This window comes from Burkholderiales bacterium (genome assembly GCA_036262035.1).
GTDB lineage: Bacteria > Pseudomonadota > Gammaproteobacteria > Burkholderiales > SG8-41 > JAQGMV01.
This window is the reverse complement of the sequence record DATAJS010000009.1, coordinates 405,552-423,836: the sequence shown is the minus strand read 5'-3', so window position 1 is coordinate 423,836 and position 18,285 is coordinate 405,552. Positions and strand designations below refer to the sequence as shown.

General features: G+C 66.5%; 18 protein-coding genes. 12 read left to right on the top strand and 6 right to left on the bottom strand.

Annotated elements, in window-relative coordinates; translation table 11 throughout:
- Positions 1 to 136: 136 nt before the first annotated feature.
- Positions 137 to 1,225, bottom strand: coding sequence for a mandelate racemase/muconate lactonizing enzyme family protein (locus VHP37_07970; protein HEX2826267.1), 1,089 nt, complete (start codon positions 1,223 to 1,225; stop codon positions 137 to 139).
- Positions 1,226 to 1,320: 95 nt separating this feature from the next.
- Between VHP37_07970 and VHP37_07965 the strand changes: the two genes are divergently transcribed.
- The 3 genes from VHP37_07965 to VHP37_07955 are packed head-to-tail and all read left to right on the top strand — an operon-like array spanning position 1,321 to position 3,392.
- Positions 1,321 to 2,295, top strand: coding sequence for a tripartite tricarboxylate transporter substrate-binding protein (locus VHP37_07965; GenBank protein ID HEX2826266.1), 975 nt, complete (start codon positions 1,321 to 1,323; stop codon positions 2,293 to 2,295).
- 9 nt (positions 2,296 to 2,304) lie between these two features.
- Positions 2,305 to 3,015 carry a hypothetical protein gene (locus VHP37_07960; protein HEX2826265.1) on the top strand — a complete coding sequence of 237 codons (711 nt, stop codon included), beginning with the start codon at positions 2,305 to 2,307 and terminating at the stop codon, positions 3,013 to 3,015.
- A 17-nt stretch (positions 3,016 to 3,032) separates the two neighbouring features.
- Positions 3,033 to 3,392 carry a cupin domain-containing protein gene (locus VHP37_07955; protein HEX2826264.1) on the top strand — a complete coding sequence of 120 codons (360 nt, stop codon included), beginning with the start codon at positions 3,033 to 3,035 and terminating at the stop codon, positions 3,390 to 3,392.
- A gap of 25 nt (positions 3,393 to 3,417) precedes the next feature.
- Here the strand turns inward: VHP37_07955 and VHP37_07950 are convergent, their stop codons facing one another.
- From VHP37_07950 to VHP37_07935, 4 genes are all read right to left on the bottom strand, one after another.
- Positions 3,418 to 4,914 (bottom strand): lyase family protein, encoded by a 1,497-nt coding sequence (locus tag VHP37_07950; GenBank protein HEX2826263.1) that lies wholly within the window; start codon positions 4,912 to 4,914, stop codon positions 3,418 to 3,420.
- 172 nt (positions 4,915 to 5,086) lie between these two features.
- Positions 5,087 to 5,824, bottom strand: coding sequence for a transporter substrate-binding domain-containing protein (locus VHP37_07945; protein HEX2826262.1), 738 nt, complete (start codon positions 5,822 to 5,824; stop codon positions 5,087 to 5,089).
- Positions 5,821 to 7,080 (bottom strand): alpha-hydroxy acid oxidase, encoded by a 1,260-nt coding sequence (locus tag VHP37_07940; protein HEX2826261.1) that lies wholly within the window; start codon positions 7,078 to 7,080, stop codon positions 5,821 to 5,823. The genes VHP37_07945 and VHP37_07940 overlap by 4 nt, the downstream gene beginning before the upstream one ends.
- Before the next feature lie 142 nt (positions 7,081 to 7,222).
- Entirely contained in the window at positions 7,223 to 8,041 is an 819-nt protein-coding gene (locus VHP37_07935) for an aldolase/citrate lyase family protein (GenBank protein ID HEX2826260.1), read from the bottom strand.
- 56 nt (positions 8,042 to 8,097) lie between these two features.
- Here VHP37_07935 and VHP37_07930 point away from each other — a divergent pair, with 56 nt between their 5' ends.
- Entirely contained in the window at positions 8,098 to 9,414 is a 1,317-nt protein-coding gene (locus VHP37_07930; protein ID HEX2826259.1) for a hypothetical protein, read from the top strand.
- A gap of 322 nt (positions 9,415 to 9,736) precedes the next feature.
- Here VHP37_07930 and VHP37_07925 read toward each other — a convergent pair whose 3' ends face one another.
- Positions 9,737 to 10,660: an AraC family transcriptional regulator gene (locus VHP37_07925; protein ID HEX2826258.1), complete on the bottom strand. Its 924-nt coding sequence runs from the start codon at positions 10,658 to 10,660 to the stop codon at positions 9,737 to 9,739.
- A gap of 189 nt (positions 10,661 to 10,849) precedes the next feature.
- On the opposite strand from VHP37_07925, the gene VHP37_07920 reads away from it, so the two are divergent.
- From VHP37_07920 to VHP37_07885, 8 genes are all read left to right on the top strand, one after another.
- Positions 10,850 to 11,419 carry an Isoquinoline 1-oxidoreductase subunit gene (locus tag VHP37_07920; GenBank protein HEX2826257.1) on the top strand — a complete coding sequence of 190 codons (570 nt, stop codon included), beginning with the start codon at positions 10,850 to 10,852 and terminating at the stop codon, positions 11,417 to 11,419.
- Positions 11,420 to 11,427: 8 nt separating this feature from the next.
- Entirely contained in the window at positions 11,428 to 11,886 is a 459-nt protein-coding gene (locus VHP37_07915) for a (2Fe-2S)-binding protein (protein ID HEX2826256.1), read from the top strand.
- On the top strand, positions 11,883 to 14,042 hold the full coding sequence (locus tag VHP37_07910; GenBank protein ID HEX2826255.1) for a xanthine dehydrogenase family protein molybdopterin-binding subunit: 2,160 nt from the start codon (positions 11,883 to 11,885) through the stop codon (positions 14,040 to 14,042). Before VHP37_07915 ends, VHP37_07910 begins: the two co-directional genes overlap by 4 nt.
- Positions 14,043 to 14,232: 190 nt before the next feature.
- Complete coding sequence (locus VHP37_07905; protein ID HEX2826254.1) at positions 14,233 to 15,051, top strand: SDR family NAD(P)-dependent oxidoreductase; 819 nt, start codon at positions 14,233 to 14,235, stop codon at positions 15,049 to 15,051.
- A complete protein-coding gene (locus tag VHP37_07900) occupies positions 15,052 to 16,071 on the top strand; it encodes a dihydrodipicolinate synthase family protein (protein HEX2826253.1) in 1,020 nt (339 codons plus the stop codon).
- A complete protein-coding gene (locus VHP37_07895) occupies positions 16,068 to 16,784 on the top strand; it encodes a hypothetical protein (GenBank protein HEX2826252.1) in 717 nt (238 codons plus the stop codon). Before VHP37_07900 ends, VHP37_07895 begins: the two co-directional genes overlap by 4 nt.
- A 27-nt stretch (positions 16,785 to 16,811) precedes the next feature.
- The gene (locus VHP37_07890) at positions 16,812 to 17,198 is read left to right on the top strand and encodes a VOC family protein (protein HEX2826251.1); all 387 of its coding nucleotides are present in this window, start codon (positions 16,812 to 16,814) and stop codon (positions 17,196 to 17,198) included.
- Between the two features lie 111 nt (positions 17,199 to 17,309).
- On the top strand, positions 17,310 to 18,281 hold the full coding sequence (locus VHP37_07885) for a tripartite tricarboxylate transporter substrate binding protein (protein ID HEX2826250.1): 972 nt from the start codon (positions 17,310 to 17,312) through the stop codon (positions 18,279 to 18,281).
- Positions 18,282 to 18,285: the final 4 nt, after the last annotated feature.

Genomic DNA, 18,285 nt, shown 5'->3' with positions numbered 1-18,285 from the left:
ATCGAGCGCGACCGCGACAACGATTCCAGTTGTTCACGTTCGTCGGCACTCAACATGACCGGGGGCATGCGTTGGGGCATTGCGATCTCTCCAAGATGAGATATCGCAAAGTACCAAAAATTAACGGGGCAGTACACTAGCAGTATCGCTGCAGCACCTCGCGATCGATCTCGATGCCGAGGCCGGGACCCTGCGGCACGTCGACGATGCCGCCCTTGTGGCGTATCGGCTCCCGCGCGAGCTCGGTGCGCAGCGCGTTTTCGCTCATGTCGTATTCCAGCAGCGTGGGGAACGGCTCGTGCGCACGCGGCCAGTCGGGGAGCGCAGCGAGGAGATGCAGCGTGGCGGCAAGCCGGATCGCGGTGCCGAACATGTGCGGGATCACCCGCACATGGTTCGCGCTCGCCATGGCGGCGATCTTGCGGTACTCGGTGAAGCCGCCGCACACGCACACGTCGGGCTGGATGATGTCGAGCGCGCGCTCCTGGATCATGCGGCGGAAAGCCCAACGCCCGCGGAACTGCTCCGCGCCCGAGATGCGGATGCCGAGCGCGCGCTTGATCTCGAGGTAGCCCTCGGCGTCATCGGCGCTCACCGGCTCCTCGAACCACAGCAGATCGTTCTTCGCCATCTCCCGGCCGACCGCGATCGCGCTGCCGACGTCGTAACCGCAGTTCGCATCGACCGCGAAGAGGATGTCGTCGCCGATCGCGCGGCGCACCGCGGCGACGTTCTCGATGTCGTAGTCGGGCCCGAAGCCGACTTTCATCTTCATCGCCCGGAAGCCTTCGTCGACGTAGCCGCGCGCTTCCTCGACCAGCGCCGCCGTCGGATCGGATCGCTCGCGGCGGAAGAGCCCCGTCGCGTACGCCTGCACCCGCGTGCGGAACGCGCCGCCCAGCAACTGGTGGATCGGCTGCTTCAGCGCCTTGCCCATGACGTCCCACAGCGCGATGTCCACCGCGCTGATCGCCGCGGGGTCGACGCCCTGTTTGTGCAGCGCTTCCCAGATCACTTCGCAGTCGAACGGATTCTTCCCGACCACGTGCGTGTCGAGCGCACGGCGCGCCGGCACGCTCGCGCCTTCGCCCCAGCCGGTGATGCCGGCATCGGTGACGATCTCGACCAGCCCGAACGCGCGCTCGCGCGTGGTGCGCATGGCGTTGGAGAACGGATCCTTGACGGGATACACGGGCGAGTACGTTCTGACTTCGACGATTTTCATCGGGCGGCTCGAGGTCGTTGGGATGCGAAGGAGCGTGCGCCAGGGTTCGGATAATGGCAAGATGCCTCCTGCACGCCAACGGGAGGAGGTCACCGATGCGCAGCACGAAGATGCTTGCCGTGATCTGGATGTCGCTGGCCGTAGCGGCCGTCGCACATGCGGCGACGACCGCGTTTCCCGACAAGCCCATCCGGCTCGTCATCGGCAGCGCGCCGGGGTCGGGCCCGGACATCATCGCGCGCTTTCTGTCCGAACGGCTCTACAAATCGTGGAACCAGCGGATCGTGGTCGACGCGCGGCCGGGCGTGGCCGGCGCGCTCAGCGCCGAGATCGTCGCGCGCACGGCCGCCGACGGGTACACGTGGCTGCTGATGACCTCTCAGCTCGCGGCGGCGGAGAAAGTCTACAAGGACCTCAAGCTGGATCTGGAGAGGGATTTCGCGTCGGTCGCCCTCATCGGAAGCGTGCCCTACGTGCTGGTCGTCAATCCGCAGTTGCCGGCCAAATCGGTTGCCGATCTGATACAGCTCGCCAGGACCTCTTCACCGCAGCTTCGATACGGGTCGGCGGGCCCGGGCGGCGGCGAGCATCTGTGCATGGTGTACTTCCTCAACGCGGCCGGCGTGCAGATGCTGCACGTGCCGTACAAAGGCATCGCCCAGGCGCTGGGCGACACCGCCTCGCGCGAGGTGCACACGGTGTTCGCGGTCGTCCCGGCGGCGCTGCCGCTGGTGAACGGCGGGCGCGTGCGCGCCATCGGCGTCACCAGCACCAAGCGCGCGCCGCTTCTGCCCGACGTGCCGCCGATCGCCGACACCGTACCGGGCTTCGAGAATTTCGGCTGGTATTCGGTCGTCGCGCCGAAGGCCATACCGGCCGCTTTGCTCGACAAGATCAGCGCGGAAGTGGTGAAGGTCGTGAAGGAACCCGAATACGCCGAACAGCTGAAAGTGCTGGGCATCGACATCATCGGGGGCGGGCGGGCGGAGCTCGACGCTTTCCGGCGCAGCGAGTCCAGGCGCATGGGGGAGATCGTCAAGTCGGCCAATCTGGACCTCAGCGCAAAATAGGAAACGCGCATGACCCATCACTTCGGCGTGCTCATCCCGTCGACCAACACGACGACCGAAACCGAGCTCTCGCGCCTGCCTGCGGGCTACCAGGCCCATTACGCTCGGGTGCTGACGAACACGCCCGGGCAGCCGTTCTCGCCCGGCCGCGACGAGGACGTCGACTACCAGTCGAAGCTCCTCGGCACGGCCAAGGTCGAGCTGGTGATCCTGATGCAGACGTCGGCGAGCCTCTTCACCGACGATTACGACGAGAAGGTCACTCGGCGCATGAGCGCCGCGGCCGGCGTGCCGGCGATCACGTCGGCGGATTCGGTGGGAAAGGCATTGCGCGCGCTCGGCACCAAGCGCGTAGCGATCGTCTCGCCGTATTCGGAGGAGGTGAACGCGCGCGCGCGGCGCTATTTCTCCACGCGGCATGGACTGGAGATCGCCGCGATCGAAGGCTTCGCAGCCAAGGACTCGTACGCGATCGGCAAGCTCGGTCCCGAGAACGCGCGTGACGCCTTTGCGCGCATCGACAATCCGAACATCGACGCCTTCGTGGTGCCCGGCGCCAACTTTCCGACGATGGGCTCGATCGCGGCGTGGGAACGCGAGTTCGGCAAGCCCGTGGTGACGTCCACCCAGGCCGCGGTGTGGGCGATGGCGAAAGCGCTCGGCGGCGAGCGTATCGAGGGTTACGGCAGGCTCCTGCACGACATGCCTGCCGCCGCTTGACCAACAGGAGACGAACGATGAACAAAGCGGAACTGAAGAGCTTCGGCAAGCCGGACGAGGTGCGCGAGTTCCCGAAGGGCAAGGTGGAGCTCATCAACGTCGGCGGCGCGACGGTCGGCCGCGCTGTCTTCGAGCCCGGGTGGCGGTGGTCGACCTCGGTCCAGCCGCTGGTGCACACCAGGAGCTGCGAAGCGCCGCACTTCCAGTATCACGTGTCGGGCGTGCTGATGGTGGTGATGGACGACGGCACCGAGATCGAGTGCAAGCCCGGTGACGTTTCGCTGCTGCCGTCCGGCCACGACGCGTGGGTGGTGGGGAACGAGCCTGCGGTCGTCGTCGACTTCCAGGGGATGATCGACTACGCGAAATCGCTCTAGCGACCGGCGGCGCCGTCCGGCGCGATCACTGCTTCAGGAGCTTGTCGAAATCGGCGTCGAGCTTCGCCAATGAAGAATCGATCTTCGCGCGCCGTTCCCTGGTCCAGGCGGCCTGCTGCGCGAGCTTCTGGTTCGCGGCTTTCAGCATGCGCGCCATTTCGGCGGGTTGCGGGCCCCCGACGGTGGCCCGGTTCCTGACGATCGCGACCGGATCGAGGGTCGCGCGGAACTCGCTCTCGCTCATCGGCAGCTCGCCGGTGCCGTAGTCCTTGATGGCGTCCGCATAGATGCGCTTTGCTTCGGCATAGGGGAACTCGCTCGGCTTGATGTCCCTGGCCTTCGCGTAGTCCACCACTTCGGAGGCGAAGTGATGTCCCACGCGGAACGGCAGCTTGTATTTGCGCATCAGGACGTCGGCCAGCTCCTGTGACGCGGTCCAGTCGCTGTTCAGCTCTTCCAGCGCACGCTCCGGGCTGATGACGAGCGCGTTCAGAACCTTGTCCCAGTCCTGCAATACCCTGATCGCGCTGTTCACCATCGCCTTGTTGGTCTTCGCGTCCTTCGCGTCCGCCATGCCCGGCGGGATGTTGTGCGCCTGGATCACGGGGCCCATGGCCAGGGTGACCGCCGTCGACGCGTGCTGCCGGGTGTTGTTCAGCAGGCCCGGGTTGCGCTTTTGCGGCATCGCGCTGGAGACATAGGTGTTGCCGCCGCCTTCCTGCAAGAGGATCCAGGGACGCGAGCTGGCATATTGGGTCATCACGTCCTCGACGAAGCTCCCGGCGTGCAGCGCGATGCTCGTGACGATCGAACCGACTTCCACCGCATGCTCGGCGGTCGCGATCTGATGGGCGTCGTAGGCGTTGTCCGCGATGGTCGCGAAGCCGAGGTAGTCCGCCATCCGGGTACGGTTCAACGGCCAGCTCGTGCCGTTCAGGACGGTGGTTCCCATCGGGGAGCGATCGAGTCGCGCGTACGCCTCACGGATGCGTTGTGCATCGCGCTCGAGGCCGGCCGCGTGTCCGAGCAGATAGTGGCCGTAACTGTTGGGCTGCGCCGCCACGCCGTTGGTGTAGTTCGGAACGATCGTGCCCGCGTGCTTCTCGGCCAGCCTGACCAGGGTGCCGGCGGTCCTGGTCAGCTGCTCGGCCAGCCTGAGCACGTCCTCGCGCAAGATGGCGGCGCGGAAAGTCGCGTGCATGTCCTGGCTCGACCGGCCCGCGTGGAGCAGGGTGACGTCGTAACCCGCTGCCTTGATCAGCAGCGGCTCGAACGTGATGACCGAAGACGGGCGCCTGGCGCCCGCCTGGTTGCCGTCCTCGATCACCTTGGAAATTCCGGCGGCGATGCGCGGCACCATCGATTTTTCCAGCAGACCCTCTTCGGAGTTGATCACCGCCGTGGCCTTGTTCATTTCGCCCAGCCAGAAGAACTCGTCGCGGTTGCCGGCCTGCTGGGCGCCTGCGGCCGCGCCATGCACGAGTATCGATAGGGCACAGCCGAGCAGGGTCGATCTGAACATGGCCGGGGTTCTCTCAGGTGGGTATGGCAAAGCAGGGCCGTCGGCCGGTCCGGCGTAACGGCGAAATGAACCGCGATGCGTTCGAGCAAGCGCGGACAGCGCGCGGTGCGTTGCCACGCACCCTACGGGCGGAACGTCGCCGTTCACCGCAGGGTGCGCGCGAGCGCACCGATCAAGCCGCCGGTGCGACGCCCAATCCTTTGACGCCGCTCTTCCTGATCCACTCCGCGACGAGCCCCGACGCTTTCACGTCTTCGACGACATCGCGGATGTAGGCCACCGCCGCATCGCGACCGTCGCGCGGCATGCCGACCGTGTGGCGCACCGTGCAGAAGCGGCCGTCGAGGATGCGAAAGCCGGGCATCTTGGGCGCGAGCTCCTCCAGGCCGGGCTTCAATCCGGCGAGCGCGTCGGCCTTCTGGTTCACGAAGTGATCCTGCGCCGCCTTGTTGCCGGCGATCTGGATGAGCTCCGCGTTCCTGATGGTGCGCGCGAGATAGAGGTCGAACGCGCTTTTCGCCGGGGACACGATGCGCATGCCTTTGCGGTCGACTTCGTCCACGCTCCGGATCGAAGAGCCCGCGGGGACGAGGTAAGTCGCTTCGAGCTCGGTCAACGGCGGCGCGAACGCGATGACCTTCGCGCGCTCGGGCTCGTCGCCGAGCACCGAGATGTCCCACGCGCCGCTGCTCACCGAATCGGCGAGCGAGCCGGCGGACTTGTACGGAATGATCTCGACGGGCACTTCGAGGCGGCGTGCGAGCTCGCGCGCGAACTCGACGGCGACGCCGCCCTGTTCGCCGTTCGGTCCGAGGGTCGTCAGGAACTGGTTCTGGAAGTTGATGCCCGCGCGGAGCTTGCCCGTGCGCGTGAGCTCCGCTTTGGCGGCTGCGGGGACTGCTGTGCTCATCGGACTTGCTCCTGCGGGAAGAGCGGCTGCACGTTCATCATGCCGCGTGCCGGCGCTTCCTGTTTCGACGCAGCCGGCACCAGGCGGCAGCTCTCCTGGAATGCGACGTGCTCGGGGCCGATCTCCGAGACCTTGTTGCACGTGATCTGCGCCATCGCGCGGCTGATCTCGCCGCGATAGATGTCGAGCGCGCGTGCGGCGCCCGCTTCGCCCGCGGCGGCGGTGCCGTACAGCGTGCTGCGTCCGATCAGCGCCATGTCCGCACCCAGCGCCAGCGCCTTGACCACGTCGCTGCCGCGGCGCACGCCGCTGTCGAAGAGGATCGTGGTCTTGTGGCCCACTGCGCGCACGATGTCCGGCAGCACTTCGATCGGCGAAGGCGCGGCATCGCAGTTGCGGCCGCCGTGGTTCGAGACGCCGATGCCGTCGGCGCCGTACTCGAGGCATCTCTCGGCGTCGTCGGGATGCAGGATGCCTTTCACCACGAGCTTGCCCGGCCAGATGTCGCGCAGCGCCTTGAGGTCGTCCCAGCACAGCGAGTCGCTGCGGGTGTCCTTGTTGCCGCCGTAGGCGGTCGTGATGGAGCCCTGGAGCTCGGCCGGGAAGTTCGCGCGCTGCGGCATGCCGCCGTTGGCGATGTAACGGCCGAGCACGCCCAGCATCCAGCGCGGATGCGAGAGCACGTCGAGGGTGTTCTTGCTGTTGTATTTGAACGGCACCGAGAAGCCGTTGCGCTTGTTGTACTCGCGGTTGCCGGCGACCACGCCGTCGACCGTGACGAGCAGGGCTTCGAAGCCCGCGGCCGCGGCGCGCTTGACCACCTGGTGCGAGAGCTTGCGGTCGGCCCACATGTAGAGCTGCATCCACAGCGTGCCGCCGACTTCCGCGGCGACCTGCTCCATGCTGGTGATCGAGCCGGTGGCGAGCGAGAAGGGGATGCCCGCGGCCTTGGCGGCGCGCGCGAGCTCGAGCTCGCCGCGATACCACATCATGCCGGCGGCGCCGGTCGGCGCGATGCCGATCGGCATCTTGTGCTCCTTGCCGAAGACCGTGGTGGTGAGGTCACGTTTCGATACGTCGACGAGCATGCGCGGCAGGAACTTGATGCGCTCGAACGCTTCGCGGTTGTTGTGGAGCGCGACTTCCTCTTCGGTGCCGCGGTCGACGAATTCGAACAGCCATTTCGGCAGGCGCCGCCTGGCCATGTCGCGCAGATCGAAGATGTTGTGCGCGTCTTCCAGCTTGGGAAAAATCATCACGGTCTCCTTCCTTCATCCCGTCTCGGTGTGCGCCGATTTTACGGCCTCGGGCGCGGCCTGACAGGACGAATTTTCGGGCGCCCACGATCTGGGCGGCGCGCGTGCCCCGGGCGCGTCGACGGGCTCGACGGCAGATCCGTCATGCGGACTCTCGGGGCCGCACGCCGATCGACTCGAGCCGCGCGCGGGCTCGACCCGCGCGCGCTTTGAGTCCTTCGAGGTAGGTGCTGGTGTCGGTGCCGGGCAGGTTCAATACCTGGCAGCCGAGCTTCCAGTATTCCTCGATCTGCGCCTCGGTCTCGGCGGAGCCTCGCGCGAGCTTGCCGTGCTTTCGGCACGCGTCGACGATCTTCTTCGTCGCCTCCTTGAAGCGCGGATGATCGAGCTGGAGGTGGATGCCGAGCTGCGCGCTGAGATCGGAGTGCCCGTAGGCGATCATGTCGATGCCCTCGACCGCGGCGATCGCGTCGACGTTCTCCAGCCCTTCCAGCGATTCGATCGACGGGCAGAGGATGATGTTGTCGTTCGCCCACGGCGCGTATTCGGCGAGGTAGCGGCTGCCGTAGCCTCGGTAGCTCGTATGCGGCCCCATCCCGGACATCCCGCGGTGGCCGACCGGCGGATACTTGGCTTCGCGCACGATGGCGCGCGCTTCGTCCGCGTTGTCCACTCCCGAGATCTGTATCCCCATGATGCCCTGGTCGAGCAGGAGCGGGATGTAATGGACGAACGCCTTGTGGATGCGCACGATCGGCGAGATGTCGGTCGCAGCGAACCACCCGGCGAGATCGGCGATGGTGGCGAGGTCGAACGCGCTGTGCTCCATGTCGATCATGCAGTAATCGAAGCCCGAAGCTTCGATGATGTGCGGGACCCCGCGCGAGGCGAATTCCTTCAGACCGGTGCCGAGCGCCGCCCGGCCTTCCCGGACCGCCTTGCGAATACTGTTCTCTTTCACGCGCCACCTCCCGTTTTGATAGAGTTCGGCTACAACCCAAAAGAGGATATCGCGCCATGCCCAAAGCCATCGCTGCATATCTGATTTCCGCCGCTGTCCTCGTCTTCCCGCTGGCCGCCGCCGCCGCCCAGGGCCAGAAACCGCCGGCGATGCCCGACGGCAAGGGTAAGCAACTCGTCGAAGGCATGTGCTCGGCGTGCCACGCGCTCCAGCTCATCCAGAACAGCTCCGGCTATACCCGCGACCAATGGAAAGAGCTGACGAGCTACATGGTCGACATGTCGGGGAGCCCCGCCCAGCAGAACGAGGTGCTCGACTACCTCGCGAAGAGCTTCCCGCCCGAGAATCCGCGTCAGGCGAAGCAGGTCCCCGGCAATTTCAAGGTCACGTTCAAGGAGATCGCCGCGACCCAACTGGGGCAGCGCACGCGCGATCCGATCCAGGCCGCCGACGGCTCGATCTGGTACGCGGGGCAGTTCGGCAACCTCATCGGCCGCTACGACCCGAAGACGAACCGCGTGCGGGAATATCCGCTCCCGCCGAACTCGATGCCGCATACCGTGCAGCTCGATCCCAAAGGCCGGCCGTGGTTCTCGGGCAACAAGAACGGCACGATCGGCTGGGTCGATCCGGCGAGCGGCAAGGCGACCGTCTGGAAGATGCCCGATCCCGAGGCGACCGATCCGCACACGATGACTTTCGACAGGAACGGCATCGTCTATTTCACCTTCCAGGCGGCCAACCGCATCGGCAGGCTCAACCCGGATACGGGCGAGATCAGGATCGTGAAAGCCGCCGAGCAGCGCTCGCAGCCGTACGACATCAAATTCGATCGCGAAGGTACGCTGTGGGTCGCGTGCAACGCGCGGCCGTGCCTGATGAAAGTCAATCCCGAGACCCTCGCGGTCACCGAGGTGAAGCTGCCGACGCCCGGCACCACGGTGCGCCGGCTCGACATCGCGCCGGACGGCATGGTCTGGTACGTGAACTCCGGCATGGGCAAGATCGGCCGCGTCAATCCGAAGACCGGCGAGATCAAGGAATGGGATTCGCCCTCGGGTCCCAAGTCGCATCCCTACGCGATCGCGGTGCTCGACGGTGCGGTCTGGTACAACGAATCCGGCGTGCGCCCCGACATGCTCGTGCGCTTCGATATCGCGAAGGAGACTTTCCAGAGCTGGCCGATCAAGTCGGGCAACCTCTACGCGGGCATCCTGCGCAACGCGCGTGTCACGAGGCAGGGCACGCTGCTCATCCACCAGACCGCCACCAACCGCATCATCGAGGTCACGCCCGAGCGCGCGCGCTCGGCGTTGAGCGACGACCAGGCTGCGGTGCAGCCCGCGGCGGTCGTGGCGGGCCAGCCGCAGTAGGATGCGTTAGCGGCGCCAGCCGCGTAACGCGCGGCGTAAAACAAACGCCCGGTCATGAGGCCGGGCGTTTTGTTTCCGCCCAAAGGTGAGCAGAATTCCGAGCAAGTAGGCAGTCGCCATCGTTCTTAACCTGCTTCTTGAAAAAAACAGGGCCTGACCCCGAAAGGCCGGGGTCAGACCCGCACGTTCGCAACCACCAGTGGGTGCATATGCCGCTTGGCGCCCTTGTCCTTCACCTTGGTTTCGCTTTTTGAGGAAGTACGCTTTCCTTCGCGTCCTTGTCCTTTCCTGCTTTTGAAGCAATCCGGGTCAGAGTCAGATTTCAGGCTGGAAATGTGACTCTGACCCCATTTCTCAGCCGCTGCGCATCCCGCGCCGGCGGCGCGCCGAACAAACGGCTGTACTCGCGGCTGAACTGGCTCGGGCTTTCGTAGCCGACGCGATGCCCCGCAGTCGCCGCGTCGATCCCGTCGCTCATCAGCAGCCGCCGCGCTTCCTGCAGCCGCAGCTGCTTCTGGTATTGCACCGGCGTCATCGCGGTCACGGCCTTGAAATGCTCGTGCAGCGACGATGCGCTCATGCCGGCGTGGCTCGCCAGCGTGTCGATCCGCAGCGGCTCGGCGTAATGCGCCTTGAGCCAGGCCACCGCCCGCGCGATGCGCCGCGCGTGGCCGTTCGCGCTGACCGCGCGCGAAAGGCGGCGGCCTTCGTCGCTCTTCAGCGATCGATAGATGATCTCGCGCTCCGCGAGCGGCGCGAGCGCGGCGATGTCTTGCGGCGCCTCGAGCAGACGCGCGAGCCGCAGCACCGCGTCGACCAGCGGCGCGTCCGCCCGGCTCATGAAGAGACCGCGTGCCGGCGGCGCGTTGCCGAGCGCGGATTCGCCGACCGCCAGCAGCATGTCCGCGACTTCGTTCATGTCGAAGCCGAGCTTGAGGCACAGATACGGCGCCTCCGCCGTCGCATCGAGGATCTCGGCGCACACCGGCAGGTCGACGGTCGCGACGAGGTAGCACCCGCCGCCGTAGTCATAGACCTCGTCGCCGAGCATCACGCGCTTGCTCCCTTGCGCGACCACGCACAGCGACGGCTCGTGCACGTCGTGAATCAGCCCGCTGGGGACCGCGCTGCGCAGGAACGTCATGCGCGGGACGGCGGTGGGATGGATGCCGTCCCCGTCGGTGTATCGGACAATCAGGGATGAGAGCTCGTCGAGGCGCGGCTCGAGCGCAAGTGCTTCAGTCATAGCGACTCGAGCCTACGCCTGTCGGCGCTCGTGCGCCATCTCGCGACCGCGCCGCGCGGAGGATCGTGCAAGGACTGCCGACGATCGTTCTACCGCAGCCGAAGCCGCTCGAACGACACTGCTCTGGCGCCGCAACCGGCATGGTTCTGGCTCGCTGCACGCACTTACGTGTGTCCCACAGGAGACGGCATGTACCGAAAAGCATTACGTCTTACGCTCGTCGCATGCGCGCTCGGCGCCGGCGCGCCGGCGCACGCCGCCGATTCGAAAGCCGACAGCGAAAAGCTTTTCATGCAGATGCACACGGTGCTCGTGCATCCGCGCTGCCTCAACTGCCATCCCAAGGGCGATTCACCGAAACAGGGCATGGACGCACGGCTGCACGTGCCGCCGATGACGCGCGGCGCGCAGGACCAGGGTCCCGCCGGCATGCATTGCGACACCTGTCACCAGTCGGCCAACTTCGCGGCCAGCGGAGTGCCCGGCGCGCCGATGTGGCACCTCGCGCCGCTCTCGATGGCGTGGGAAGGCAGGACCGCCGGCGAGATCTGCCGTCAGATGCTCGATCGCAAGCGCAACGGCGACAAGAGCCTGGAGGAGATCGTGCATCACCTCACCGAAGACAAGCTCGTCGCCTGGGGCTGGGAGCCCGGCGTCGACGTGAACGGCAGGGCGCGCGAGCCGGTGCCGATCGCCAAACCCGAATTCAACCGCATCGTGCGCGCCTGGGCCGATTCCGGCGCGGCGTGCCCTCGATAGGAATCGTCATGGCCACTCTCAACGTCAACGGCAGGCGTTACGAAGTCGACGTCGACCCCGATACGCCGCTGCTGTGGGCGATCCGCGACGGCATCGGTCTCACCGGCACCAAGTACGGCTGCGGCATCGCGATGTGCGGCGCGTGCACCGTGCACATCGACGGCAAGGCGGTGCGCTCGTGCAGCATTCCTGCGTCTGCAGCCGCAGGCAAGCAGATCACGACGATCGAGAACGTCGGCGCGACCCCGCTCGGCAAGGCGGTGCAGACCGCATGGGAAAAGCTCGACGTCGTGCAGTGCGGCTACTGCCAGTCGGGGCAGATCATGTCGGCCGCAGCGCTGCTCGCCGACAACCCGCAACCCACCGACGCCGACATCGACGCGGGCATGGCGGGCAACGTGTGCCGCTGCGCGACTTACGTGCGCATCCGCGCCGCCATCAAGGAAGCTTCGAGGAGCGCCTCATGAGGACAGCCAATGAAGGACGCCGCCGCTTCCTCCAGGCGGGCGCCGCGCTGATGGTCGGCTTCTATCTGCCGGCGCGGGCGCAATCGATTCCCGGCAAGACGGTCGGTCCCGCGGCCGCGGTCGGCGATCTCGCGCCGAACGCGTTCGTGCGCATCGGCGCCGACAACACCGTCACCGTGATCGCCAAGCACGTCGAGATGGGGCAGGGCACGTATACCGGCCTTGCCACGCTGGTCGCCGAAGAGCTCGACGCCGACTGGACACAGGTGCGCGTGGAAGGCGCGCCCGCCGACGCCAAGGTCTACAACAACCTGCAATGGGGCCCGATGCAGGGTACCGGCGGCAGCACCGCGATCGCGAACTCGTACGAGCAGCTGCGCAAGGCGGGCGCGGCGGCGCGTGCGATGCTCGTCGCGGCCGCGGCCGAGACGTGGAAAGTGCCGGCGAACGAGATCGTGGTACGCGACGGCACGCTCACGCACAGGAGCGGGCGCAACGCGACCTTCGGGGCGCTCGCCGAAAAAGCGTCCGCGATGAAAGTGCCGGCCGAGGTGAAGCTCAAAGACCCGAAGGACTTCAGGCTCATCGGAAAACACATACCGCGCCAGGACAGCCGCGCCAAGACGAACGGCACCGCGCAGTTCACCATCGACGTGAAGCGGCCGAACATGCTCACCGCGGTCGTCGCGCACGCACCGGTCTTCGGCTCGAAAGTGAAGTCGTTCGATGCGTCGAAAGCCAAAGCGGTGCGCGGCGTGGTCGACGTGGTGCAGATCCCGACCGGCGTGGCGGTGCTCGCGACGAATTTCTGGTCGGCGAAAAAAGGCCGCGACGCGCTCTCGGTGCAGTGGGACGGGACCGGCGTGCTGAAGCTCGGTTCGGCCGAGCTCATGGCGCAATACAAGGCGCTCGCGACCAGGCCCGGTGCGGTCGCGAAGAATGAAGGCGATGCCGACAAGGCGTTCGCCGGCGCGGCGAAGACGCTCGAAGCGGCGTACGAGTTCCCGTATCTCGCGCACTCGGCGATGGAGCCGATGAACTGTGTGGTCGAGCGCACGGAGGACGGCTGCGAAGTGTGGAACGGCGAGCAGTTCCACACCGTCGACCAGATGAACGTCGCCAAGGTGTTCGGGCTCGAGCCCGAGCAGGTGAAGATCAATATGCTGTATGCCGGCGGCAGCTTCGGGCGGCGCGCGAGCTCTCACTCGGACTACCTCGTCGAGACCGCCGAGATCGTGAAAGCGATCGGCGGCAAGGCGCCGGTGAAGCTGCAGTGGACGCGCGAGGACGACACCCACGCCGGCTACTTCAGGCCGATGTACTTCCACACGATACGCGCCGGCCTCGATGCATCGGGCAAACTGGTGGCGTGGCAGCACCGCATCGTCGGCCAATCGATCCTCGCCGGCACGCCGATGGAAAAGATGCTGGTGAAAGGCGGCGTCGACGCGACGTCGGTCGAAGGCGCGTCGAACCTGCCGTACCAGATCCCCAACCTGCGCGTCGACCTGCACACGACCAGGACGAGCGTGCCGGTGCTGTGGTGGCGCTCGGTCGGCTCGACGCACACCGCGTACTCGACCGAGACCATGATCGACGAGCTTGCGGTCGCCGCGGGGCAGGACCCGGTGGCGTTCAGGCGCGCGATGCTGGGTCAGCATCCGCGGCATCGCGGCGTGCTCGATCTCGCGGCGGAGAAAGCGGGGTGGGGCGAGCCGCTGCCCGAAGGCCGCGGCCGCGGCATCGCGGTGCACGAGTCGTTCCACAGCTACGTCGCGCAGGTGGCGGAGATCACGATGCTCGACGACAAGCGCTATCGCGTCGACCGCGTGGTGTGCGCCGTCGACTGCGGCGTCGCGGTCAACCCCGACGTGATCCGCGCGCAGATGGAAGGCGGCATCGGCTTCGGGCTGTCGGCGGCCTTGCACGGCGCGATCACGCTGAAGGACGGGCGCATCGAGCAGTCGAACTTCCACGACTACAAGCCGCTGCGCATCGGGGAGATGCCGCGCGTCGAGGTCTACATCGTGCCGTCGACCGAGAAGCCGACCGGCGTCGGCGAGCCCGGCGTCCCGCCGATCGCACCGGCCGTCGCGAACGCCATCGCGGCGGCGACGGGCAAGCGGCTGCGCAACCTGCCGCTGGTGTTGACTTGACGCAACGCGAAAAGCGTTTTAACCGCAGAGGACGCAGAGGCGCGCAGAGGAAAACCAGAAGGAGAAACTCGCCTTCAGCACCGACTGCAGGTCGGTCTCGCTGATTGAGCGACCATCCCGACGTCGTGTTATTGCTTCGGGGATTGTGCCAGACTGATACATCCACGACCGGCATCGGAGGGGGATACGCATGGATCTCGGACTCAAGGGGAAGCGCGCGATCGTCACCGGCGGCAGCCAGGGCATCGGCAAGGCGATCGCGAGAGAGCTCGCGCGCGAAGGCGTAGACGTCGCGATCGTCGCGAGGAACAAGGAAAAGCTCGATGCGGCGGCGAAGGAGCTCTCGGCGGAGACCGGCGGCCGCGTGATCGGCATCGCGGCCGACGTGACGAGCCGCGAGCAGGTCGAAGCGATGGTGTCGCAGGCGGCCGAGCAGCTCGGCGGCTTGCACATCCTGGTCAACAGCGGCTCGTCGCCCGGCGGCTCGGCGACCGCGATCGGCCCCATCGAGACCGTGGTCGACGAAGACCTGCTGCTCGACTTCAATACCAAGTACGTCGGCGCGCTGCGCTGCGCGCGGGCGGTCATCCCGCACCTGAAGAAAGCGGGCTGGGGCCGCATCATCAACGTGAGCGGCACCAACGCACGCAACGCCGGCAATCTCTCGGGCGGCGCTCGCAACGCCTCGCTCGTGCACATGGCGAAGACGCTCGCGGTGCAGCTCGGCCGCTACGGCATTACCGTGAACTGCGTCCATCCCGGCACCACGCGTACCGAGCGCACGCCGAGCCTGTTGGCCAGGCAGTCGAAAGAGGCGGGCATCAGCCCCGAGGAAGTCGAGAAGCGCAACTACGCGCCCGACTCGCCCAAAGGCAACGCGATCTGCCGCATGGTCGACGCCAGCGAAGTCGCGCACGTGGTGACCTTCCTCGTCTCCGACAAGTCGTGGGCGATCAGCGGTGAGCTCGTCGTCGCCACCGGCGGCGCCGGGCGATCGGTGTATTACTAGATGGTCCGGTACAGGAAGCACGAGGCGCGCGAGTGGGCGCGTGCCCATATGCGCGGCCTGTGCAACGTCGTCATCCCGTCGTATACGCAGGACCTGAAGCACCTCGGCGAGAAAGGCATACGCCACGACATCCGCAAGGAGGTCGAGTGCGGCTTCTGGGGCACGCTGCTGGTGTCGGAAGTGGCGATCACGGTCGATGAGTATCGCGATTTCGTGCAGTGGTCGCACGACGAAGCGAAGGGCCGGGTGAAGCTCGTCCACCACGCGATGTTCAACACGCTCGACGAGAACATCGAAGCGGTGCAGATGGCGGAAGCCGAAGGCTGCGAGCTCGTGCTGCTCGGCTATCCGCACAACTTCCACGCGACGTCTGAGGACCAGATCTTCGACTATACGAAGCGTTTCTGCGACGCGACGCGGCTCGGCGTCATCCTCTTCCCCGTGCCGCACTGGGGCTTCGAGCGCGTGCACCCGGCAGGCATGTCGCCGCAGCTCGTCGAGCGCATGGTGAAGGAGATCCCGAACATCGTCTGCATCAAGGCCGAATCGGGCATGCCGACGCCGGCCGGGTTCATCCAGTGCTGGAAGAATCACGCTCACGAAGTCGTGGTGACGATTCCCGTCGAAGGCGAAGCGTTCCCGCTCGCGGGCATCCTGCCCATCCAGTTCATGGGCACGAGCAATTACGAGTTCTACGGGCCGCTGCTGCCGAAGATGTTCGGCCTGGTGCGCGAAGGCCGCTTCGACGAGATGATGGAGCTCTACTGGAAGATCAACCCCTCGCGCGTGACCCAGCGCTCGATCACCGCGAGCTACATGCCCGGCGCGGGCATCCTGCACCGCCAGGTCTGGAAGTACCAGGCGTGGCTCAACGGTTTCAACGGCGGGCCGCTGCGCCAGCCGACGATGAAGATCCGCGACGTGCACATGCGCCAGTTGCGCGAGTCGCTGAAGCGCTCGGGGGTGCCGGTGACCGAAGATCCGGACAGCGCGTTCTTCCTGAGCCGCAACCCGGAATGAGCGCGGTGTCACATCTGGCGGCGCTGTGCCTCATGCTTTGCTGCGCGGCAGTTCCGGCGAGTGCCGCCGTGCGCACGCTCGGGTCGTATACCGGCGTGATGACGACCATCGCGCGCACGCAGGCCGATGAAGGCCGGCGCGCGGAGCAGGCGGGCGATCTCGCCGGTGCGGCGCAAGCCTATACGGCCGCGATCGAGCGGCTCGAGCCTTACACCAGGCGCGACGACGATCCGCCGTCGTGGGACCTCTACCTGGTCCTCGGCAGCGCCCACCTCGATCGCGCGCGGGTGCGAGCGCAGGCGCAGATGCCCGGCGAGACGCGTGCCGGAAGCATCGCCGGCAATGCGGCGGTCGACGACGATCTCCGTCGCGCCGAGCAGTACCTCGAGCGTGCAGCCGCGCTGCGCCCGCGCCGGCAGGGCGATGCGTCCTTCGCGCTGGATCTGAATCTCGGCATCGCGAACGGCTTGCAGGGCAGGTTCGGTGAAGGACGGAAGCACCTCGAGCGCGCCGCGGCCGGGGATACGCGCGGTATCGACGTCAAGCCGCTCATTGCCGAGATGCGGCAGGCCGAGAAGGCGCGCGCGGACAAGGCCGAGCAGAAGGCGAAGGCGTGGCGTAGCGTATTCGTCGCTATCGGCAACTTCATCTCACCCAAAGGCACCTCGCTCCTGTTCGCGCTATATGATCTCGGTACGCTATACAGGCAATAGGTCCATACACATCCGGAGGAATCAGGCATGGCCAAGCTGCGTCACATCGCGATCACGGTCGACGACATGGAGAAGACCGCGCAGTTCTACGAGCAGGCGTTCGAGATGAAGCGCGTGCGCCAGTCGCCCGTCGCGATCATGATGTCGGACGGCATCATGAGCCTCGCGATCATCCACTCCGGGAACATCAACGCGGAAGGCCGCAAAGGGCTGCACCACATCGGCTTCCTGGTCGACGACATGGACAGCGGCGCCGCGCGGGTCGAGGAGAGCGGCGCGGTGTATCACGGCCAGATCAAGGGCATCGGCAACGGGCCCAGGGAAGAGCGCAAGTACCGCGATCCGAACGGCATCCACTTCGACGTCGCGACGAAGGACCATGCGAAGCGGGTGTGGTGCATCCCCGCGGAGTGAGGTCCCGGGTCTGAGCTTTCGCGGGGCCGGTTCGTGTGCGTAAGGAACGACCTGACATCCTTATAATCGGGACGTCAGCACGTCCTTTCCACTTCTTCAGGTTCCAGCCCCGTGAAATCCGCTTACCGTGTGTTGCTGAGCGCTGCCGCGCTCGTTTCGTGCGCGTCCGTGCACGCCCAGAACAACTATCCCGCGCGTCCTATCCGCATGATCCTGCCCTTCGGGGCCGGCGGCACGGTCGACATCATGGCGCGCCCCGTCGCCGCCAAGCTGCACGAGCAGTTGGGCAAGCCGGTCATCGTCGACAACCGCGGCTCCGCGGGCGGGGTGCTCGCCGCGGAGCTGACGGCGAACGCAGCGCCCGACGGCTACACCCTCTTCATGGCGACCTCGAGCGCGCTCTTCATCGCGCCGGCGTACTACAAGAAGGTGAACTACGACCCGATCCGCGATTTCCAGCCGATCTCGCTCTTCGCGCAGCAGCCGCTGCTGATCGTGGCGAATCCCACGCTGCCGTTCAAGAACGTCAAAGAGCTCGTCGCATACGCCAAGTCGCGTCCGGGCGCGCTCAATTATGGAACGGTGGGCCTGGGCTCGACCAACCACTTCACCGGCGAGCTCTTTTCGAAAGCCGCGGGCATCAAGATGGAGCCGGTGTCGTACAAGAGCGGCGCGGCGGGGATCGCCGCGGCGATCGGCGGCGAGATCCAGCTCGTTTTCACGCAGCCCAACACCGGTCTTCCTCACGTGAAGGCAGGGCGCGTGCGCGCGATCGCGACCACCGGCGCCAAGCGCTCGCCGACGTATCCCGACACCGAAACGCTGGTCGAGGCCGGGTACAAGGACCTCGCGGTCACCGGCTACTATACGATCGTCGGCCCGGCGGGCCTGCCGCGCCCGATCGTCGATCGCTGGAACACCGAGATCAAGCGCGCGATGTCGTCGCCCGAGGTGCACGACGCACTGACGAACCAGGGCACCGAGACCGTGACCTGCACGCCCGAAGAGCTCGCGGCGATCATCAGGACCGAGAGCGCGCGCTGGAAGAAGGCGGCGGCGCTCACCGGCATCAAGGAGAAATGACGCC